Here is a 19,217-nt window from a genome sequence, read left to right on the forward strand (position 1 = left end):
AAGCTCATGCCTGCCTGACCGCCTGGTAATCGCGTTCGAGCTGTTCGGAAAGAGCGCGCACCCTCTGATAGGTCTCCGGCGGACGCAGTCGCAACCCGCGGCGGACATCCTCCAACGGACGATCAAGATTTTCTTCCCAGTAGAAGGTGGTCAGATCGGCTGCAGCCCGGCCCCGGCGCCACGCTTCAAATGCAGCGCGCGCCACTGGCAACTGGGCAGCTTCCAGTTTCATCTTGGGAATGCCGACGCCCAAGATGAAAGCGATCCCGTGATTATAGAATTGCGCGTTTCCGAAGGACAGCACGCACAATTCGCCCAGTGCGTCCCTGCCGTATCCGGCGACGACATGAAACAGGTCATGCGAATCGCGAAGGCGCCGACGATAGAGGGAAACATCGGGGTCGCCGAGGTCCTCCAGACCTCCGGCCTCGCTGGCTTCCGCCAGACCTTCTGCTGTCAGACCCTCCCCGTAAACAAAATCGAGGTAGGCTCGGCCAAGCGTGCCAGACGCACAGGTCGCAAGGCGTTTGCGATCGCACAAGGTTTCAAGTAGGTCGGCCCGGTCGGAAGCGATACGCCGCCCATCGCTCGACTTCATGAAGCGATTGAAATTCCGATAATAGGAATTGCCCGACAATGCCTTGACGATACGGAACACCTGCTCCGTATCCTCCCTGTCGGCAATCAACTGCCTCATTGCCCCAGCGCTCTGAGAGGCTCTACGGGGCGGCGCAATTCATGACCTTTGGCGTAAGCCATCTTCTTGCCTCCTGCGCTTCACTTGTAGATGCCAGCGGACGCCAACGCCTTCTCGGCTCCATCGACCAGGTCGCGCATCACTTCGGCGGCAGGCCGGATCGAATCGATCAGGCCGATGCCTTGCCCCGCGAAGCCGGGGATGACATCCTTGCGCTCTGCCTTGATCCCGGAGGCCATGACCGGGCCGGAGATCATCGACTGATAGGGCATCGGCAGAGGCTCCTTTCCGGCCTGCACCCAGGCGTCGGCCCATTTGTTACGGATCATGCGCGCCGGTTTGCCGGTAAGCGATCGACTAACGACCGTATCGGCATCGCCGCTTTCGGTGATCGCCTCTTTCTGGAAGCGCTCGATGCCCGCTTCCTCGGTCGCGAGAAATGCCGTGCCGACCCACGCGCCCTCTGCCCCCAGCATCATCGCAGCGGCAACACCCCGGCCATCCGAGATACCGCCGGCCCCAAGGACAGGAACACGATCGCCAACGGCGTCGACCACCTGGGGAATCAAGGAAATAGTCCCGATCGGCGAGTTGTGACCTCCGCCATCGTGCCCTTGCGCGACGATCATGTCGATGCCCGACCCGACGACCTGTTCGGCGTGCTTGACCTTGCCGATCACCGCCATGACCTTGGTGCCATTGGCATGGAGCCGATCCATCCACGGTTCAGGATTGCCAAGGCCGGCAGCATAAACCGGCACCTTTTCCTCGATCACCACTTCCATCTGCGCCTCAAAGAATTCCTTCGAGAACAACTGCGGGCCGCCCTTGCCCATTTCAGGCGCGCCCGCCGCCCGCATGGCGGCGGCAGCATCGACCTCCGGAAGCTCTTCACGATCCATGAAGTCGCGCGCGAACTGCTGATATTCACCCATCAGATCCATGGGATTTTGGGGTGCAGCACCGCTTTGAGGGGCAGAGCCGCGCCTGACCGACGCGGGGAGCAGCGTATCGACACCGAAAGGTTTGTCGGTCAATTCCCGGGTCTGGCGAATCCAGTCACGCAACTGATCGGGCGAACACGCCGCGGCACCCAGGACCCCGAGCCCGCCGGCATTCGAAACCGCAGCCGCCAGCGCCGGAACGCTCGCTCCGCCCATCCCGGCAAGCAGGATCGGGTACCGGATCCCCAGCATTTCGCATATTCGGCTCTTCAACGCCATTCTTCCTCTCCAGCCACTTGCCTAAACGCACACTCAAACTATTGAAAATTCTACAGCTGCCCCCACCGCACCCGCTGCGAGACCAGCTCGGGGCTGCGCTCCGAAAGATAGACGGCAGAGCCGGCCACCAACCGGCTCATTGCTTGACGGGCCGCGGCGCTGTCGCCAGTCCGCACTGCCTCGAGCACCCGCACCAGAAACTTCATCTGCACCGCCCGTTCCTGTGCCGAATATCCCAGCGAATGGGAAAACTCGCGGGTCAACAGATGCATCGCAGAGGTCAGCAAACCGAACAGCGGATTGCCGCTCGCCCAACCCAACAAGTCGTGAAATCTGCGATTAAGTTCCTCGAATTGATCAGAGGCTTCATGATGCCTCAATTCCGCCAGACACCCTGCCAACGCGCTGAGATCAGCGGTAGTTGCACGCTGGGCTGCATACCCTGCGACATCGGGAGCAATTGCTTCGCGCAATTCAAGCAAACCACGCAAATCGGCTTCCATGAAATGCAGAATCAATGACAAACTGCTTGCAAAATCGCCGGTCTGCGGACGGGCTACGACGGGACCTCCACCACGGCCGAGCTGGAGATGGATGACCCCTTGCAATTCCAGGAACCGCAAAGCCTCCCGCAAAGTTGCGCGCGCAACCTCGTAACGCGCGAGCATTTCATCCTCGCGCGGAAGCCTGTCACCCGGGTTATGGCGACCCGCCTCGATGTCCCGCACGATGCTTTGCGCAAGAGAAAGGGCACGCTTGGCCTTCTTCACCGCTGACATCCGCCACTCATCAGCACACCCGCACCTCTCGAATAAAAAGTATAAGGATATTAGCAAACCTTCGTTGGATCGGCACACTATCCGATGGGATTGGTGTCTGCAAGGGACTAAAAGAGTATACGATTTATTGACTGCACGAGATGTCTCCCTTAAGGATGACTGAAGGCCGATCAGGCCTGAGATGTAGAAGGAATAGTTCTTATGGACAGCCAGATCGCCGAGCCGGATGCCGCGGCGAGGATCGCGTCAATTCCGATCGAGGAAATCGACGTGGCCCGGCCAAGCCTGTTTCAGAACGATACCATCGGTCTATTTTTTGACAGGTTGCGCGCCGAAGAACCTGTCCACTACTGCCGCGAGAGCTATGTCGGCCCTTACTGGTCCATTACCAAGTTCGACGACATCATGGCGGTGGACACCAATCATAAGGTCTTCTCTTCGGAAGCGAAGCTAGGCGGAATTGCAATCCAGGACATGCATTCGGTGGAAGGCGCGCTCGAACTTGAAATGTTCATAGCGATGGACCCGCCCAAGCACGATCAGCAGCGCAAGGCGGTGACTCCGGCAGTGGCTCCGTCCAACCTGCAACTGCTCGAGCCGATCATCCGCAAGCGCGCGGGAGAGATTCTCGATGAACTCCCGATTGGCGAAGATTTCGACTGGGTGGATAAGGTTGCGATCGAGTTGACGACGATGACGCTGGCAACCTTGTTTGATTTCCCTTGGGAGGAGCGGCGCAAGCTGACGCGCTGGTCCGATGTAGCAACTGCGGCACCTGAAACCGGGATCGTCGAATCCTACGAGGCGCGGCGCGAAGAACTCATCGGTTGCGCGATGTATTTCAAGACTCTGTGGGACGAACGGATAAACGAGGAGCCGAAGAACGACCTCATCTCGATGATGGCTCATTCTCCCGCCACGCGCGACATGCCGTTCCTCGAGTTTCTCGGCAATCTTATGCTGCTGATCGTCGGTGGAAACGACACAACACGCAATTCCATCAGCGGCGGCGTGCTCGCCTTGAACCAAAGCCCGGACGAGTACGCGAAACTCGACGCGGATCCTTCGCTCATTAGCAAAATGGTTCCGGAAATCATCCGTTGGCAGACCCCCCTCACTCATATGCGCCGCACCGCGCTGGAAGATTGGGAGATCGGCGGCAAACAGATCAAGAAGGGCGACAAGGTGGTGATGTGGTACCTGTCAGGCAACCGCGACGAGAGTGCTATCGAGCGCGCGGACCAGTTCATCATCGACCGCAAAAATCCGCGCCATCACCTCTCATTCGGCTATGGCATTCACCGCTGCATGGGAAACCGGCTCGCGGAACTGCAGCTGCGGATCATCTGGGAAGAAATTCACAAGCGCTTTTCCCGGGTCGAGGTTACGGGTGAACCAGAGCGTCTTTTTTCAAACCTCGTCCGCGGAATCACCAGGCTGCCGGTGCGGCTCCGCGCCCGCTGACTCTCGAGATCGAAATGCGGAGTTCAAGATGATCAAAATTACGTTCGTGGCTAGCGATGGTGAGCGACGGGAGGTCGAAATAGAAGAAGGCGAGACAGCCAGGGAAGCGGCGCTATACAATGACGTGCCGGGTATCGATGGCGATTGCGGAGGGGTATGTGCTTGCGCGACCTGTCATGTGCATGTCGATCCCGAATGGATCGACAAGGTGGGTCGGCTTATGCATGATGGAATGGAGGCCGACCTCTTGCAGTTCGCCGAAGGCACCACTGAATACAGTCGCCTTGCCTGTCAGATTCCGATGAAGCCGATGCTGGATGGATTGGTTCTTCACCTACCCGAACAACAATACTGACGGAGGGATCCTCGTCCCCGTAGCCTACATTCTTATCTGTCTTTCCTTGATTCTTCGAGAAAACACCCATGGCCACACAAATCGAGCCCGCAACCCAGACCGACGAAGACGCCTTCCGCGCGGAAGTGCAGCAGTTTCTGGCGGACAATTTTCCCGCCGAACTCAAGGGCCAGTCGAACGCGCTGGCCGGCGTGGACGGCCCCACCAATGAAACGCCGGCGCAGACCAAGTGGCGCGAAGCCGTGGGCGCGCGCGGCTGGGGCACCCCCACCTGGCCGAAGGAATACGGCGGCGGCGGCCTCACCAAGGCGCAGGCCAAGATCATCGACCAGGAATTCGCCAAGGCGGGTGCCTACAACCCGATCGGCGGCATGGGCGTCATGATGTTCGGCCCGACGCTGCTCGAATACGGCAACGAGGCACAGAAGCAGGAGCATATTCCGCCGATCTGCCGCGGCGAAATCCGCTGGTGCCAGGGCTATTCGGAACCCAATGCCGGCTCTGACCTCGCGAACCTCCAGACCTTTGCCGAGGACAAGGGCGACCACTACCTTGTCAACGGCCAGAAGACCTGGACCAGCGGCGGCCAATGGGCCGACAAGTGCTTTGCAATTGTACGAACCGACAAGAGCGACAAGCACAAGGGCATCAGCTTCATGCTGATCGACATGGACACGCCCGGCGTCGAAGTCCGCCCGATCACCATGATCAGCGGGACCAGCCCGTTCTGCGAAACCTTTTTCACCGACGTGAAGGTCCCGAAGGAAAACCTCGTCGGCGAGGAAGGCCAGGGCTGGACCATCGGCAAGCGCCTTCTGCAGCACGAGCGCACCAACATCTCGGGCGGCGGCAGCCTCGCCCGACTCATGGGCCAGAGCCTTGGCGATATCGCCAAGAAGTACCAGCCGACGGGCGCCGACGGCGAACTCGCCGATGCGGTGCTGCGCGACAAGATCGCTGATTTCGAAATCCGCTGGAACAGCTTCCTGCTCACCGCGCGCCGCGCGATGGAAGAGAGCAAGGCAGCTGGCGGCGTCTCCGAAATCAGCTCTGTGCTCAAGAAGCTCGGCACCAAGCTGAGCCAGGAACGCAGCGAATTGCTGATCGAAATCCGCGGGTTGCAGGGCCTCGGCTGGGAAGGCGACGGCTTTTCGGACGGCGAGCTCGGGGCCGTGCGCGCGTGGCTCTTCGGAAAGGCCACGACGATCTATGGCGGCTCGACCGAAATCCAGAACAACATCATTGCCAAGCGCGTGCTCGGCATGCTCGACCACCAGTAAGAGAGGGGAGCAAGGACAATGGCCGTTCTCAACGAAGAACAGGAAATGCTGCGCGACATGGCGCGCGATTGGGCCGTCAACGAAAGCCCGGTCACCGAATTCCGCAAGGTCCGCGCCAGCGGCGAGCCCGAAGCCTTCAACCGCGACGCCTATGCGACGATGGCGCAGATGGGCTGGGCCGGGGTCATCATCCCCGAAGAGCATGGCGGGTCGGACTTCGGCTTCCTGTCCGCGGGCCTCGTCGTCGAGGAACTCGGCAAGACGCTCACCGCCAGCCCGCTGGTGATGAACACCGTCGCCGCCTCGGCGATCGTTCTTGGCGGCAGCGACGAGCAGAAGGCCAGGTGGCTGCCCAGGCTGGCGAGCGGCGAGGCCATCGCCACCCTCGCCGTCGACGAAGGGCCGAGCCACGATCCTGCGAAGATCGAGACCAGTGTGTCCGACGGCAAGCTGAGCGGCACCAAGGCCTTCGTCCATGAAGCGCATGGTGCGGACCTGTTCGTCGTCGCGGCGAAGGACGGGCTTTACCTGGTCGAGAAAGGCGACGGCGTCGCGCTCACCACCCGCAAGCTGACCGACCAGCGCAGCCATGCCGACGTCACCTTCGACGGCGCGGCGGCGGAGAAGCTCGCCAATGGCGGCGACAACCTGCTCGATGACGTGCTCGACCGCGCGCGCGTGCTCACCGCAGCCGAAATGCTCGGCATGGCGCAGCAAGTGTTCGACGACACGCTCGACTATCTGAAGCAGCGCGTGCAGTTCAACCAGGTGCTGGCGAGCTTCCAGGCGCTGCAACACCGCATGGCGGACCTCTTCGCCGATCTCGCCCAGATGCGCAGCGCGGTCGAGGCGGGCCTGCAAGCCGTCGATGCCGGCTTCGGCGTGGCGCGCGCGGCGACCATCGCCAAGGCGGAAGCCAACCGCGTTATGCACACCATGGCAAACGAGGGCATCCAGCTGCACGGCGGGATCGGCATGACCGATGAGTACGACGTCGGCTTCTATCTCAAGCGCGCCCGCGTGCTGGAGCAGAGCTTCGGTTCGTCGAGCTGGTTAAAGGACCGATTTTCCAAGCTTTCTGGCTACTAGAAACCTGCATGTAGTGACCTGCATGGCATTTTTGCCACATGCTTGTCGACAATGTGAAATAATCCGTCAATTCATCTACCAAGTCTTGAAATGAAACGCGCTTATCGGCATCGTTTCTAACATCGACTAGTGCCTAGGATGGGGCACATTCTTAGAGGAGAGGCACATGAAAAGATTTCCATCACGCCACCATTGCGCCCTTGGTGCATTGGCAGCGGCACTTGCCTTCACACCGACAGCCGCCTTCGCCCAGGATGTTGGCGAACCCGATGCGGATCTGGTTGAAGGGGCCGATGTCGAAGACCAAAACGTAATCATTGTTACCGCGCAAGGGCGATCGCAGGTCTTGGCGGATGTTCCAGTCGCCGTGTCAGCTGTTTCCGGAGAAACCCTCCAGAATTCGGGCGCCAGCGACATACGTGAGCTGAACCAGGTTGCACCGTCCCTGCTGGTGTCTTCCACCGGCAACGAAGCTAACGGTTCCGCGCGTATTCGCGGTATCGGCACGGTCGGCGACAACCCTGGTCTGGAAAGTTCGGTCGCGGTTTTTGTCGATGGAGTCTATCGCTCTCGTTCGGGAAGCGCCCTGAGTGAGCTCGGCCCTATCGACAGGGTCGAAATCCTTCGCGGTCCCCAAGGTACTCTGGGCGGGCGGAACTCATCGGCAGGCCTGATCAATATCTACACCGCACCGCCCGAGTTCGATTTCAGCGCATACGGGGCCTTCACTTATGGCAACTATGATGCGATCCGCGTCGAAGGTGGCATAAACGCTCCGCTTGGCGACACCGTAGCTGCGCGTGTGGACGGCGTGTATTTTGAGCGCGACGGCTTCTACAACGATATTACCAACGGCGGGACGATCAACAATCGCGATCGTTATCTGGTCCGCGGTCAGCTCCTGTTCGAACCCAATGACGACCTGTCCATTCGCCTTGTCGGGGATTATTCCAAAAAGGACGAAGCGTGCTGTGCCGCGACGTTCGTCCAGCCCGAGTTTGCTCCGCTTGCACGGATCAGCGCTGGATTTGATCCCTTTACGAGGCCATCGGATGGGGCCGCCCTGACGAGTACCGCAAATCCGATCGTTCCCGTGTTGCTTGCGCTTGGGCAGGATCCGCGTGCCCTCACCCAGGATACATTCAACCGCGACCTGTACCCTACGCCGGGCAGAAGCTATGAAGGCGAAACCGAAGACTACGGTATTTCGGCTGAGATCAATTGGGATTTCGGGAACGTCACGTTGACGTCTATCACGGGCTACCGTGAATATGCCAACAGCCAGGGATCTGACACCGATTACACTACTGTCGATATTCTCTACCGCGCTCCGACCGAGAATGCTCTTGCTCGAGACTTTGAAACATTCACTCAGGAACTGCGCCTTACCGGTGAGGCCTTCGATGGCAAACTCGATTGGTTGATCGGCGCGTATTACGCCAATGAAGAACTGCAGGTGCGTGACAATCTGCGGTTCGGCACCCAGTACGGCAATTTCGTAGCGTGCCGCATCGCTATCGCGATCAACCCGGCTTTGGTCAATCCGGGGGCTTCCAATTGCCTGGGTGCCAACGTGGCGGCATTGGACGGTACGCTGACCGGAAGCCCGGCATTCGGCGCTGCAACCCCGGCGATCCTCGCAGGTATCAACAACCTTGCAAGCATCAGCGATTTGGGAACGGTCAGCGAGGTCTACAATCAGACGAGTGAGAACTTCGCGTTCTTCACGCATAATATCTTTGCGATCACGGATACGCTCGATTTGACGCTGGGGCTTCGTTATACAAACGAAACCAAGGACTTCGACGCAACTTTCCGCAACGACAACACGGTTTGTCCGACAAACCGCAATCTGCTCGGAGGCTTTCTGGGTGTTCCGACTTTGGCACCTCTGGCCGGTGGTATCATCAGCCTTTCCTGCCAAGGCAATTCGACATCGGAGCTCGATGGAGTTTCTCTCGAAGACTCGCGCGAAGAAGAGGAGTTTACCGGCACGGCTATCCTGAGCTGGAAGCCAACTCCCGATCTGCTAGTCTACGGTTCGTATTCACGCGGCTACAAGGCGGGCGGTTTCAACCTCGACAGGTCTGCACTGTCAAATCCGCTTGCGTTCGATCCGGCCAATATCTCGGCAGCCGCGCTGCAGTTCGATGAAGAAACAGTCGATGCATATGAGATCGGCCTCAAATACTCGACACGCGAGTTCGGGGTTAGCATTGCAGGCTTCCGGCAAGAGTTCAGTAACTTCCAGTTGAACACGTTCAATGGGGCGTTCTACATTGTGCAGACGGTCAATAGTTGCGATAGCGATCTCGGCGGGGCCGACAGAGACGCAAGCGCGACAACCGGTGCATGCTCTTCCGATGAAGTTGCACCAGGTGTGATCGCTCAAGGTGTCGAGATCGAAACCTATCTACGGCCCGCTCGTGATTTGGATATTACCCTTGGCGTCACCTATTCTGATACGAGCTTTGAAGACAATCTTATCGGGGACGATACCGGGGCACCGCTCGACCCCGCACTACGCTTGCTGCCAGGCGACAACCTGTCGAATGCACCAGAGATCGTGGCAACATCGTCGCTTACGTGGACGCCGCCAATCGGCGACAGTGGGCTCGAAGGCCTGGTCTTCGTGAACGCTCGTATGGCTGGTGATTACAACACCGGCTCCGACCTGCTCTTCGGCAAGGAACAGGACAGCTTCGTCGTAGTGAACGGGCGTGTGGGTCTGACCAATATTGCGGATCGCTTCGCGATCGAGGGATGGGTCAATAATTTGTTTGACGTTGGGTATACGCAGGTGGCCTTCAACACGCCTTTCGTGGCTCCGCAACAAACGTTCTCCGCTTTTCTTGCGGAACCGCGGACTTACGGCATCACCGTGCGCGGCAAGTTTTAAACTTACTCGCTAATTGCAAGAGGGTTCGGCGCTTCGCTGTGTCGAGCCCTCTTTTTCGAACTTTTATTTGCTCACGACTAGGTGGCGTCCGAACAAAAGTTCCGTGTGCTCAATATCGTCGATGATGTGATAGGGAGAGGCCGGCAGCGGTGTTCGCTGCATGAATCCCTCTTCGCTGGGCTACCAGCCGCCGGCCCCACAAACAATCTTGCCTCGTCCTGCCATGCTGCCTTACGCTGCGCTCCAGGCCGCCCAGCAGGGCGACCCCAACCGCCGGAACTCTAACTTAACCGGTGGACCACCCTGATGGGGCAGATCAGGTGGAAGACTACAACCGAGAGAGACCGCCCTCATCCCTTGGCTACGCGACATCGGCGGCGTTCGCCGCCGAACTAGATAAGCAATGGCCTGCTTCGCCACGCCCTACGGGCTCCGCTGCGCAGCCCATTGCTTCAACCGCGCTCATACGCATCAACGCAGCTCGGCTCTAATCCCGGCTGGGGGGAAGATCAGGGGGTCACGTCACTCATTGGAAGGCGGCTATCGCGACGCAATTCGCTCTGAAAGTCGTGGGACTATTTTGCAGGTCTTCGAGGAACAGACCTGCTAATTTTCGCCCTGCAGTTAGTTCCATTAGGATAACGCTGTTAGCATACGTAGGCACCGCGGCCGCTAGCCAAAAGGTTGCCAGTAGGACCGTATACACGTGTTTCAGCGACCGAGATATTTTTACCGATCTTGATTATTTTGCCCGATGCTACGAGTGGTCCCGAGGTTGCCGGGCGGTGGTAGTCGACCCTCAGATCGGCGGTCGCCTTGGCCCCTGTACCTTGCGACAATAAGGTGTAGAGCCCGGTTAAATCGATCAGAGAGGCGAGCACGCCGCCATGCGCTGAACCGATTGCCGGGTTTGACACGATCTCGTCGCGCCAAGGCATCTCCAGTTCAAGCTGCTCGTTCGAGCATGACCGTAAAGTGAGGCCAAGCCACCGGTGAAACGGGGCAATCTGCAGGATCTCTTCGAGGCGCTTAGGATCGATCCTTGTCAGATTATCGGTCATGTAACGGCTCCCTGCGGACTGTGATTACGCTTGAGAAAATCGAGTATCGCTGCCGAAAAGGCATCGTTGGCATCGCCAACCACCATATGTGTTGCCTCTGCGATGTCGGTGTATTCAGCGTGTGGAACAAGTTCGAGCAATTGCGCGACCGCGTCTTCGGAAACCAGATCGCTCGATCCGCCGCGAATAATATGCAATGGCAGCGAAAGCCTGCTGGCTGCATCGTTCAGCGCATCAAACTGGCGTTCCTGATGAGCCGGATCGCTTCGCTTGGCTAGTGTGATGTTGCGGATAAAGGCCGGATCCCAATGCCAGTAGTAGCGGCCGTCTTCCTTCTCTCGCAGATAGCGCCGTAAGCCCTTGCCGGCTCCGCGCTTGCGGCGATGTGGCATGTAGCGCGCGATGACCTCTGCCGCTTCGTCCGGTGAAGAGAAACCGGTCTCCACGTGCTCCTCCATAAAGCCGACTACGCGCATAACGCCCCCCGTCTCCATACGCGGCGCGATGTCGACGAGAGTGAGCGACGCGAAGCGGCCCGGCGCAAGGTGTCCTTCGGCGATCAGTCCGGCCAACCCGCCAAGGGAGGCCCCGACGAGCGCTGGCTTGCGGTCCATTTTTGAAGCGATCGCAACGAGATCTGAAGCGAAGTCGCGCGTTTCGTAAGCGCCCTCGGCAGACCATTCGCTGTCGCCATGACCGCGCATATCAATTGCGATCGGACGAAATCCCGCATTGGCGAGATCGGCTGTGACACGTTTCCATGCGTGACGGGTCTGGCCGCCCCCATGCGCGAGCAAGACCGGTAAAGCATCGGCATTTCCGGTCGCTTCGGCTGCTATGGAGATGCCACCATCTCCCCCGATATGGAAAGTTTGCGACTGCATACCGCAACCTCATATTGTAAATCGATTTACAGTAAACGGCTTTATTTCCTGATCCGCTATGGTAGGTTGCCCTAGATGGCTGCCATGACGGGCTATGACGCGGATACAAAGGGGGGCAAGTTCCCTCACCGATACCGATCGGCTGTTCTTTCTTATGGAGGAAGTGACCCGGCGTTTGCGCAGGACCGCCGATTCTTCGGTTGAACAATTCGGGCTCACGCGGACGCAATGGAGTATATTGGCTTATCTTTCGGAGCCCAGGCATGACCCAGACAGAGCTGGCTCGGGAACTGAAGCTAGAGCGCGCTAGCATCGGCCAGACTATTGATCGCCTGGAAGAACTTGAGCTGGTGGAAAGACGCAGGCGCGAAGAACGACAGGCGCGTTTGGCGGGTTCATTTACGCCCTGCCGCAATCGAGCTACTTCCCAAGATGCGAGTAGAAGCTGATGCAATGTATGCTCGCTTGCTCGGGGGGATCCGTTTTGGGGAACTGGAGCGCTTACGCGGATCGCTGGCTAGGATGCATGACAATCTGGGCAGCGAGCCATAATCACTCGAAATCGAGCCCATGCCCCGCGTTCACGCCCGCGTTTGCCCTTCAGGGGGTCTGATGCTCAGATGAGGGACGCCGAGCGCATGCGATCATAACATCCCGGCAGTCGTGGCAGGCGAGGTGGCCGGAGCCCCCGCACTCACCCAGCGCCGTTCGGTTCCTTATCAGCTTGAGCGACCATCGGATTCAGTTTCTGCTGTAGCGTGAAATCAGCGAGTGTTTGCATGGCGGCACTGCTAGCGAATATGGTTGACGCTGAGCTTGAACACGCCAGGCATGCGCGAGCCTTCCAAGATAGCGCTATGGATAAGCATATGCCGAAAGATGAGATACGTGATTACGCCCCCAACGAAAAGGATGACATCCTTTATTTGCTAGAAGAGGTGAACAGGACCGCTCGGCGGACCTTCGACGCTCTGATCGTGGGGCTCGACCTCAATCAAACACAATGGCGGATCATCGCGTCCTTGTTGCGAGAACCTACGCTAACACAGACCGAGATTTCTCGCCTGCTCGAGCTTGAATCGGCGACGATAGGACAGGCTGTCGCAGTTTTGGTTGAAAAAGGTTTGATCGAGCGAGAGCGGGCGGCGCACGATCGAAGGGTTTGGAACCTCCACCTCACCGAGCAAGTAAGAACCATCTGGCCGGAACTGCGCGAAGCGGCTGATCGACTCCACGAAATTCTCTGGAAGGGAATGTCTGCGCCTCAAATCGACCTCCTGCGTACGATGCTTCGAAAAGTTGCGGAGAATCAGAAGCAGGCTGACACTTGCGAAGAAAGCCGATGAAGCATGATCTGGAAAACAGTGTCGGTGAACTGACGCGGCTAGCAGAACTCGGTCAGATTTTCGCCCGGCACGGTCTGAAAAATCTCGGAAGCTTGCTTGGCTTTATGCCGGTTTCGGAGAATGAGCCAGATACCGAGGACTTGCGTCCTGCATCGGTGGTGGCGCTGTTGCGCGATGTCGGCCCTGTCGGAATAAAGCTTGGCCAGCTCCTGGCGACCAGAAGCGATCTGTTTACACAACCCTGGATTTCCGCGTTCGGCACTCTCCACGACCAGGTGGAACCGCTGCCGTTCGATAAGATCGAACCGGTGATTGTATCGGCTTGGGGCAGCGACTGGGAACGTGAATTCGCCGCTTTCGAGAGAAACCCGATCGCCTCAGCCTCTATCGCGCAGACTTATGTCGCAACCCTGCTGGACGGAAGCGAGACTATCGTGAAAATCCGCCGACCCGGCATGGCGTCCAGGATCGAGGCGGACATGAGGCTGTTGACACGGCTCGCGGGCCTCGCCGAGCGTCGGTCAAGCGACATTGCTCGCTATCGACCCGTGGAATTCCTTCAGACATTCGCCAAGAATTTAGCGCGGGAGATGGACCTGGCGGCAGAAGCACGTGCCTGTGAAAGGATTGGCGGTTATCTGGAGATGCTTGGGGTGAAGACGCCCGCGATCCACTGGGAACTCACAGGCTTGACGATCAATGTGCAGGAAGCCCTGGGCGGAAAGCCCGCGTCGCGGCACCCGGCAACTGATCCGGCAGGGAATGCCCAGTTCGCGAAGCGCTATGCCGATGCAGTGCTACGGATGATCCTTCTCAATGGAGAGTTTCATGGCGACCCGCATCCCGGCAACGTCTTCTGGATGGAAGGGAACCAGGTAGGCTTCATCGATTTCGGCTCGGTCGGCTTTCTCAGCGGCGCGCGGCGTCAGGAAATCGTCCGACTGATTTTCGCTATCGCGAACGGACAGATAGACAAGGTGGCCGATCTGCTGCTCGACTGGGCAGGCAATCCACTCGTGGATCGCGCGCAATTGGTGATGGACCTGGATGAGCTGATCGCGGAATTTAGCGGCACAGCTCTTGCCGGGATAGAATTCGCGGCAATTTTCGATCGGGTTTTCGGATTGTTGCGCGATTATCGCCTCGTATTGCCGCCCGACCTCGCTATTTTGCTGCGCACCCTGCTGACCGCAGAGGGCTTCGTTCGCTCTTTGGCGCCGGACTACAATATCGCCGAAGAAACGAAGCCGATCGTGATGCAATTGTTTGCCGAGCGATTTTCGATCGGAGCCGCGCGGGATCATTTGGCCAAGGTCCGCAGTGGCCTGCTTGATTTCTCGGCATCGCTGCCCGAGCTAATCGATAACGTTGCCTCGGTCGCTCGATCAGGTACGATTCAGGTATCCATCGACCCAGCCAGTCTGAACCATCTGACGCGGGAAGAGGACCGCAGCACCCCCGTCAAGGGTCCGGTGGTGGCAGCGTTGATCATCTCTGCCGCATTGCTGGCCGACCAATCGTTGTTACTGGCAGGAATTGTTCTGGCTTTCGCGGGAATAGCACTCATTCCTAGATGGAACTGATAAGACCACACACAATGAACGCTTAGACCACGGCCGCCCGGCACCGATATTGGCTACATCAAGGGAGAAGAGTGGAAATGACCGAACAGAAACCTGCCGAAGCGGTGCCTGCCGCCACCATGCTGCTGACCTGCCCCATCAGGGTGGTCCACCGGTTAAGTTAGAGTTCCGGCGGTTGGGGTCGCCCTGCTGGGCGGCCTGGAGCGCAGCGTAAGGCAGCATGGCAGGACGAGGCAAGATCGTTTGTGGGGCCGGCGGCTGGTAGCCCAGCGAAGAGTGTGGCCGGACGGTGTTGTAGTGGATACGCCAGCGCTCGATCAGGATGATTGCCTCCTTCAGAGTGTAGAAGATCTCCCCGTTGAGAAGCTCATCCCTGAGCTTGCCGTTGAAGGATTCGTTGTAGCCATTCTCCCATGGTGATCCGGGTTCGATGTAGAGAGTCTTCACACCAATCCGCCAGAGCCAGTCGCGCACGGCATGAGAAGTGAACTCAGCGCCATTATCGCTACGGATGTGATCAGGCGGACCATGGCGTTGGAACAGCTCGGTCAGCACGGCCAGGACATCATCGCTCTTGAGCTTGCGCTGGACATGGATCGCCAGGCACTGGCGGCTGTACTCGTCGATCACGGTAAGCATGCGGAAGGCCTTGCCGTCATGGGTGCGATCCATGACGAAGTCGTAGCTCCACACATGGCCACTATATTGCGGACGCAGCCTCACGCATGATCCATCGTTGAACCACAGACGCCCGCGCTTTGGCTGTCTCTGCGGAACCTTGAGCCCTTCACGGCGCCAGATCCGCTCGACCCGCTTGGCGTTCACCAACCAACTTTCATTGCGCAGCAGCGCCGTGATCCGGCGATAGCCGTAGCGACCATATTGCTGGGCCAGCCGGATGATTGCAGCTGTCAGCGGCTTCTCGTCGGCTGGTGGTGCGGGCAGCTTGCGCTGGGTCGAGCGGTGCTGGGCAACGACCCGGCAGGCACGGCGCTGGCAGATATCCAATGCCTCCTGCACATGGTCGATGGCCAGCCGACGCCGTGAAGGGCTCAGTACTTTCCCTCGACAACCTCCTTCAGGATCAGCGCATCGAGCGTAAGATCAGACACCGCCTTCCTGAGCCGCTGGTTCTCCTTCTTGAGATCCTTCAATCGCCGAGCCTGGCTGACCTTCAGCCCACCGTACTCGCGTCGCCAGCGATAGTAACTCTGCTCCGAAATCCCCAGCGATCGGCTGATCTCCCCGATCTTCTCTCCGTGCGAGAGCCGAACTTCGGCCTCACGCAGTATCCCGATAATCTGTTCCGGCGTGTATCTCTTCCGTGCCATTCATCAGCCCCTTTCAAGCCGTAAATAGCCGAAATCCTAACTCTCAAAACGGACCACTTTTCGGGGGGAAGGTCACCTCTGGCCGATGGGAAGGACGCTGACAGGCTGGAAACCGCAGTTGGGCGGTTGGGGCTTGATCGACCTTAGAAACGCGCAATCGGTCGATCCGTTTTCCCTGGCCTCAGATGAACTCATTGAGGTTACCGACTGGGAACTACTTGATTTTGCAGTTCAAGTTGTCAAGCAATGGCTCCAAAGGAAGGGTTTCGAGATCATGTCCACTCACTCAAATCCCAACGTCGATCCGAACATCTGATTTGTCGGAGACAATGGACCCGAGTGGGTAATCGTACGAGCAGCGCGATATCCAGAAAAGGTGGCTCAGATCCCGAGCAACGTAGAGGCCATCGCTAAGCAATGCGAAGCTCTCAGTCACTTGGGGAATTTCGCATCTTTTGGCTTTGCGTTGGCGGAAAACGTTGAAAGGCCCATCTGGCGGGGACACGCTGCCGATGTCCAATTCGAAGGCATTAAGCCGATCTGATCCGGAAGCTCTCATTGCTCCACGCAGGTGTGCGATCTCTTGAAGAATCATGCGGCCATATTCGTGCTCGGCGGTCGCTTTTGGGGTGTAATATAGCCGCCGCTCTGCGCCAAAACACCAGACGTCCAGACCGGTAACGGCGTGGGCTGTAGACTGGAGTTCGTTCGACCTGAGGCCGGTCGGATTACGACTTCTTACCAGTCGTCGAAACTTTGAATTTTGCTCAGATTGGAAACCTCATTCAAGTGCGTTTCCAAGTGATGGCGTTCCTCATCCCAAACCGCAAACAGATGTTCTGCGCCAGAATTCTCAATGTTGTTTAATTCGAAATCGTACACATCGAGAAACAATTGCTCGTAGTACTTAAAGAGACGATTCTCCATGCTGGTGAATGTCACGTATAGCTGGGCATTCTTCGGCCATTTTTTTGACGTGGCTATCAACGCGAAGCTCAGCAAACCCTTTCCCGACATACACGCATAACATCGTGTAATTGCCATGGTCGTCGCAGGCGTCATAGTCTACCCACAGGTGATAGAGGCCTGTCTGACCACGGAGGAATTTAAGATAGAGCTTGTACGTTATGTTCCCAATACGAAGTTCGTCGTCGACCGGCAGTTCCGCACAAAATGCGCTCTCGTTCACCAACTCATGGGCAGAAATTGGCTGGCTTAGTTCTAAGAGCGCTATTTGATCGAACGCATCGTACTCTTGATTTTGACACGGGAAATCTTGTTCGATGCACTTTGTCATGATCGGCTCGACCTACTCAATATTGTATGTTCCTTAATAGGCGCCGGTGGCTTCCGAAATCAGCTCGGTTCTTGCAGCGACGAGCGCTCCCAATACTCGAGGGTATCGGGCCGACTGCTTCGATCCGGCGACCGCGCAAAGGATGCCTTTGACTGCCCCTGTCGATGGCACGTCCGCCTCCAACCAGTCAGCTCCAGACCAATAAGCGGTCACTTCAGGCGGTCCGAAATCCAGGCCTCCACTTCGTCTTCTGCCCATGCGACCGCATATCCACCCAGCTGCACGGGCTTCGGAAACTTGCCCTCGGCCATCCAGCGATAGATTGTCGAACGGCCAAGCCCGACGCGATGCTGAACTTCGGGCAGGCGAATGAGCCGCGTCACCCGCCGGGTTTCGGTCGCTCCTTTGTCTATCTCTTCACCCACGATGGCCTCCCTCGGCACCGGCAAAGACATCGCCAAGCAGCGCATCCTTGCGTTCGAGCTCGTCGATGTGGTCGGAGAGCAAGCGGGCGACGCGGTGCGCGGTCCCCTTGGCCCAGCGCGGCTTCACATCGTGAACCTGGTTGCCCAAGACACGCTCGAGCGCTGAAGGCAGTTCGCCGGAAAAGTCCTCGAAGAATTGCGCGAGGTCCGATTGCAGCCACGCAATCGCGTGATCGCCGCCGCTGACGAGGAACAGGAGCAGGTGTGCGTGCGGCGCGACGCCGCTCGCGGCAAGAATGCGCAAGGCTTCGCCGAGGCTGGCCGAGCGTTCGCCCGCAAGAACACGGCGCAGGGCATCCTTATGGATCTGCGCGTCGCGAGCGATGTCGCAGCGGGCACGGCCGCTGGCTTCGACGGCGGCCAAAAGCAGCCGGGCGAGGTCGGCGCGAACCTGTTGTTCGGCAAAGAGCGCCATGTTGGTCATCGACGAATCCTTATCTCCAGAGTGATCGACTCTCCGGCTAACCGCGAAGGAAGCCTGTAGGAAAACAAAAAGAACATTTAGAGAACATAGAGGAAGGAACGATCAGCTTCCTCCGACGATTCGCGCGAATTTCGGTCGCCTGCGCGCATATCGCGGCTCTCTTCGCTCAGATGCCGGCACAGTCAGCGCTGTTGCGCGATCAGCCTGCGCGAATCCCGTGCATCGCACCTCCCGATGTCGCTTTTTGCTTGGTCGAAAGCCCCAAAATCCAATTCCCGATTTCCTACAGCCCGGCTCCGGGGAGAGGAAAGAACATACAGCGAACGCATCGCTGGCTGATGTTCAATCCTCGGAGTTTCCATCCATGACCACCAAGACTGCCCTTCCGGTCCAGCAGCGCTCGCCCAACGGGGCTCGCGGCCGCGACTACATTCTTCCCGCCTGCGTGGCGCTGGCCTGCGCCGGTGCCGCCTTTGCCGGCGCCGACACCACCTTCGATCCCGCGTTGACCAAGTTCACCGACTTCCTCGAAGGTTCGGGCGGCAAGATCATCACTGTGCTCAGCCTTGCGGGCGGCCTGATCGGTCTCGCCTCCGGGCGTTTCTCGCTCGGCCAGGTCGCGGTGCCGGTCGGCGTCGGCATCGGTGTCGGCACCGGCGTTCCGATCGTCACCTCGGTCGTGACCGCGGTCATCTGATCAGCGGATCCGGTCACGACAGGAGGGCGGCATGGCCGACAGGTACCTCGTTCCACGGCGGCTCGACGACCCGGAGCTCATCGGCTTCTGGACCATCGACGAGTTTGCAGGGATCCTTATTCCCTTCGCCTGGGGCATTCTCTCGCAGCATATCTTCATCGGTATCGGCCTGGCCGCCGGGGCCTGGCTTGCCTTGCGGAAGGCAAAGGCACGCGGCGCCGGTTCGGCACTGGTGCATGCTGCGTACTGGTACCTGCCCGGGAGCTTTCTCGGGTTGAAGGCCACGCCGCCCTCCCACTGCCGCCTGTTGGCGGGCTGAGGGA

20 protein-coding genes and 1 pseudogene are annotated in these 19,217 nt (G+C 58.6%); 12 read left to right on the forward strand and 9 right to left on the reverse strand.

Annotated elements, in window-relative coordinates; translation table 11 throughout:
- Positions 1–4 precede the first annotated feature (4 nt).
- From VWN43_RS12095 to VWN43_RS12105, 3 genes are all read right to left on the reverse strand, one after another.
- Positions 5–697 (reverse strand): Coq4 family protein, encoded by a 693-nt coding sequence (locus VWN43_RS12095; protein ID WP_067463595.1) that lies wholly within the window; start codon positions 695–697, stop codon positions 5–7.
- An 80-nt stretch (positions 698–777) separates the two neighbouring features.
- Positions 778–1,920, reverse strand: a complete 1,143-nt coding sequence (locus VWN43_RS12100; RefSeq protein WP_006834188.1) for an NAD(P)H-dependent flavin oxidoreductase — start codon at positions 1,918–1,920, stop codon at positions 778–780.
- 50 nt (positions 1,921–1,970) lie between these two features.
- The gene (locus VWN43_RS12105; RefSeq protein WP_006834189.1) at positions 1,971–2,699 is read right to left on the reverse strand and encodes a FadR/GntR family transcriptional regulator; all 729 of its coding nucleotides are present in this window, start codon (positions 2,697–2,699) and stop codon (positions 1,971–1,973) included.
- A 201-nt stretch (positions 2,700–2,900) separates the two neighbouring features.
- On the opposite strand from VWN43_RS12105, the gene VWN43_RS12110 reads away from it, so the two are divergent.
- From VWN43_RS12110 to VWN43_RS12135, 6 genes and pseudogenes are all read left to right on the forward strand, one after another.
- Complete coding sequence (locus VWN43_RS12110; protein ID WP_006834190.1) at positions 2,901–4,163, forward strand: cytochrome P450; 1,263 nt, start codon at positions 2,901–2,903, stop codon at positions 4,161–4,163.
- Between the two features lie 28 nt (positions 4,164–4,191).
- Positions 4,192–4,518 carry a 2Fe-2S iron-sulfur cluster-binding protein gene (locus tag VWN43_RS12115; protein ID WP_006834191.1) on the forward strand — a complete coding sequence of 109 codons (327 nt, stop codon included), beginning with the start codon at positions 4,192–4,194 and terminating at the stop codon, positions 4,516–4,518.
- A gap of 68 nt (positions 4,519–4,586) precedes the next feature.
- Positions 4,587–5,798 (forward strand): acyl-CoA dehydrogenase family protein, encoded by a 1,212-nt coding sequence (locus VWN43_RS12120; RefSeq protein WP_006834192.1) that lies wholly within the window; start codon positions 4,587–4,589, stop codon positions 5,796–5,798.
- Between the two features lie 18 nt (positions 5,799–5,816).
- Positions 5,817–6,887, forward strand: a complete 1,071-nt coding sequence (locus VWN43_RS12125; RefSeq protein ID WP_067463589.1) for an acyl-CoA dehydrogenase family protein — start codon at positions 5,817–5,819, stop codon at positions 6,885–6,887.
- Between the two features lie 166 nt (positions 6,888–7,053).
- Positions 7,054–9,786 (forward strand): TonB-dependent receptor, encoded by a 2,733-nt coding sequence (locus VWN43_RS12130; protein WP_034922553.1) that lies wholly within the window; start codon positions 7,054–7,056, stop codon positions 9,784–9,786.
- Between the two features lie 320 nt (positions 9,787–10,106).
- Positions 10,107–10,277, forward strand: a pseudogene (locus VWN43_RS12135) (IS3 family transposase); the annotation flags it as partial.
- A gap of 156 nt (positions 10,278–10,433) precedes the next feature.
- Here VWN43_RS12135 and VWN43_RS12140 read toward each other — a convergent pair.
- The gene (locus VWN43_RS12140; protein WP_006834195.1) at positions 10,434–10,847 is read right to left on the reverse strand and encodes a hotdog fold thioesterase; all 414 of its coding nucleotides are present in this window, start codon (positions 10,845–10,847) and stop codon (positions 10,434–10,436) included.
- Positions 10,844–11,731 carry an alpha/beta fold hydrolase gene (locus tag VWN43_RS12145; protein ID WP_011415890.1) on the reverse strand — a complete coding sequence of 296 codons (888 nt, stop codon included), beginning with the start codon at positions 11,729–11,731 and terminating at the stop codon, positions 10,844–10,846. Before VWN43_RS12145 ends, VWN43_RS12140 begins: the two co-directional genes overlap by 4 nt.
- 263 nt (positions 11,732–11,994) lie before the next feature.
- On the opposite strand from VWN43_RS12145, the gene VWN43_RS12150 reads away from it, so the two are divergent.
- The 3 genes from VWN43_RS12150 (at position 11,995) to VWN43_RS12160 (ending at position 14,660) form a co-directional block, all read left to right on the forward strand.
- Positions 11,995–12,180 (forward strand): MarR family transcriptional regulator, encoded by a 186-nt coding sequence (locus VWN43_RS12150; RefSeq protein ID WP_228135198.1) that lies wholly within the window; start codon positions 11,995–11,997, stop codon positions 12,178–12,180.
- 330 nt (positions 12,181–12,510) lie between these two features.
- On the forward strand, positions 12,511–13,077 hold the full coding sequence (locus tag VWN43_RS12155) for a MarR family winged helix-turn-helix transcriptional regulator (protein WP_006834198.1): 567 nt from the start codon (positions 12,511–12,513) through the stop codon (positions 13,075–13,077).
- On the forward strand, positions 13,074–14,660 hold the full coding sequence (locus VWN43_RS12160; RefSeq protein ID WP_006834199.1) for an ABC1 kinase family protein: 1,587 nt from the start codon (positions 13,074–13,076) through the stop codon (positions 14,658–14,660). The genes VWN43_RS12155 and VWN43_RS12160 overlap by 4 nt, the downstream gene beginning before the upstream one ends.
- A gap of 138 nt (positions 14,661–14,798) precedes the next feature.
- Here the strand turns inward: VWN43_RS12160 and VWN43_RS12165 are convergent.
- Positions 14,799–15,991 (reverse strand): IS3 family transposase gene (locus tag VWN43_RS12165; protein ID WP_369765956.1). Its coding sequence is split into 2 segments (ribosomal slippage): positions 14,799–15,742 and positions 15,742–15,991, totalling 1,194 coding nucleotides; the frame shifts between segments, so codons are not numbered across the junction.
- A gap of 85 nt (positions 15,992–16,076) precedes the next feature.
- On the opposite strand from VWN43_RS12165, the gene VWN43_RS12170 reads away from it, so the two are divergent.
- The gene (locus VWN43_RS12170) at positions 16,077–16,307 is read left to right on the forward strand and encodes a hypothetical protein (RefSeq protein WP_006834202.1); all 231 of its coding nucleotides are present in this window, start codon (positions 16,077–16,079) and stop codon (positions 16,305–16,307) included.
- 591 nt (positions 16,308–16,898) lie between these two features.
- Here VWN43_RS12170 and VWN43_RS12175 read toward each other — a convergent pair.
- From VWN43_RS12175 to VWN43_RS12185, 3 genes are all read right to left on the reverse strand, one after another.
- The gene (locus VWN43_RS12175; RefSeq protein WP_196793211.1) at positions 16,899–17,288 is read right to left on the reverse strand and encodes a hypothetical protein; all 390 of its coding nucleotides are present in this window, start codon (positions 17,286–17,288) and stop codon (positions 16,899–16,901) included.
- Between the two features lie 209 nt (positions 17,289–17,497).
- On the reverse strand, positions 17,498–17,713 hold the full coding sequence (locus VWN43_RS12180) for a helix-turn-helix transcriptional regulator (RefSeq protein ID WP_006834205.1): 216 nt from the start codon (positions 17,711–17,713) through the stop codon (positions 17,498–17,500).
- Positions 17,706–18,197, reverse strand: a complete 492-nt coding sequence (locus VWN43_RS12185) for a hypothetical protein (RefSeq protein WP_006834206.1) — start codon at positions 18,195–18,197, stop codon at positions 17,706–17,708. Before VWN43_RS12185 ends, VWN43_RS12180 begins: the two co-directional genes overlap by 8 nt.
- Before the next feature lie 364 nt (positions 18,198–18,561).
- Here VWN43_RS12185 and VWN43_RS12190 point away from each other — a divergent pair, with 364 nt between their 5' ends.
- Together VWN43_RS12190 and traL are read left to right on the forward strand one after the other, a co-directional pair.
- On the forward strand, positions 18,562–18,894 hold the full coding sequence (locus VWN43_RS12190) for a hypothetical protein (protein ID WP_006834207.1): 333 nt from the start codon (positions 18,562–18,564) through the stop codon (positions 18,892–18,894).
- 31 nt (positions 18,895–18,925) lie between these two features.
- Positions 18,926–19,213 carry a type IV conjugative transfer system protein TraL gene (traL, locus tag VWN43_RS12195; protein WP_006834208.1) on the forward strand — a complete coding sequence of 96 codons (288 nt, stop codon included), beginning with the start codon at positions 18,926–18,928 and terminating at the stop codon, positions 19,211–19,213.
- Positions 19,214–19,217 lie beyond the last annotated feature (4 nt).

The organism is Qipengyuania sp. HL-TH1, assembly GCF_036365825.1.
Classification (GTDB): Bacteria; Pseudomonadota; Alphaproteobacteria; order Sphingomonadales; family Sphingomonadaceae; genus Qipengyuania; species Qipengyuania profunda.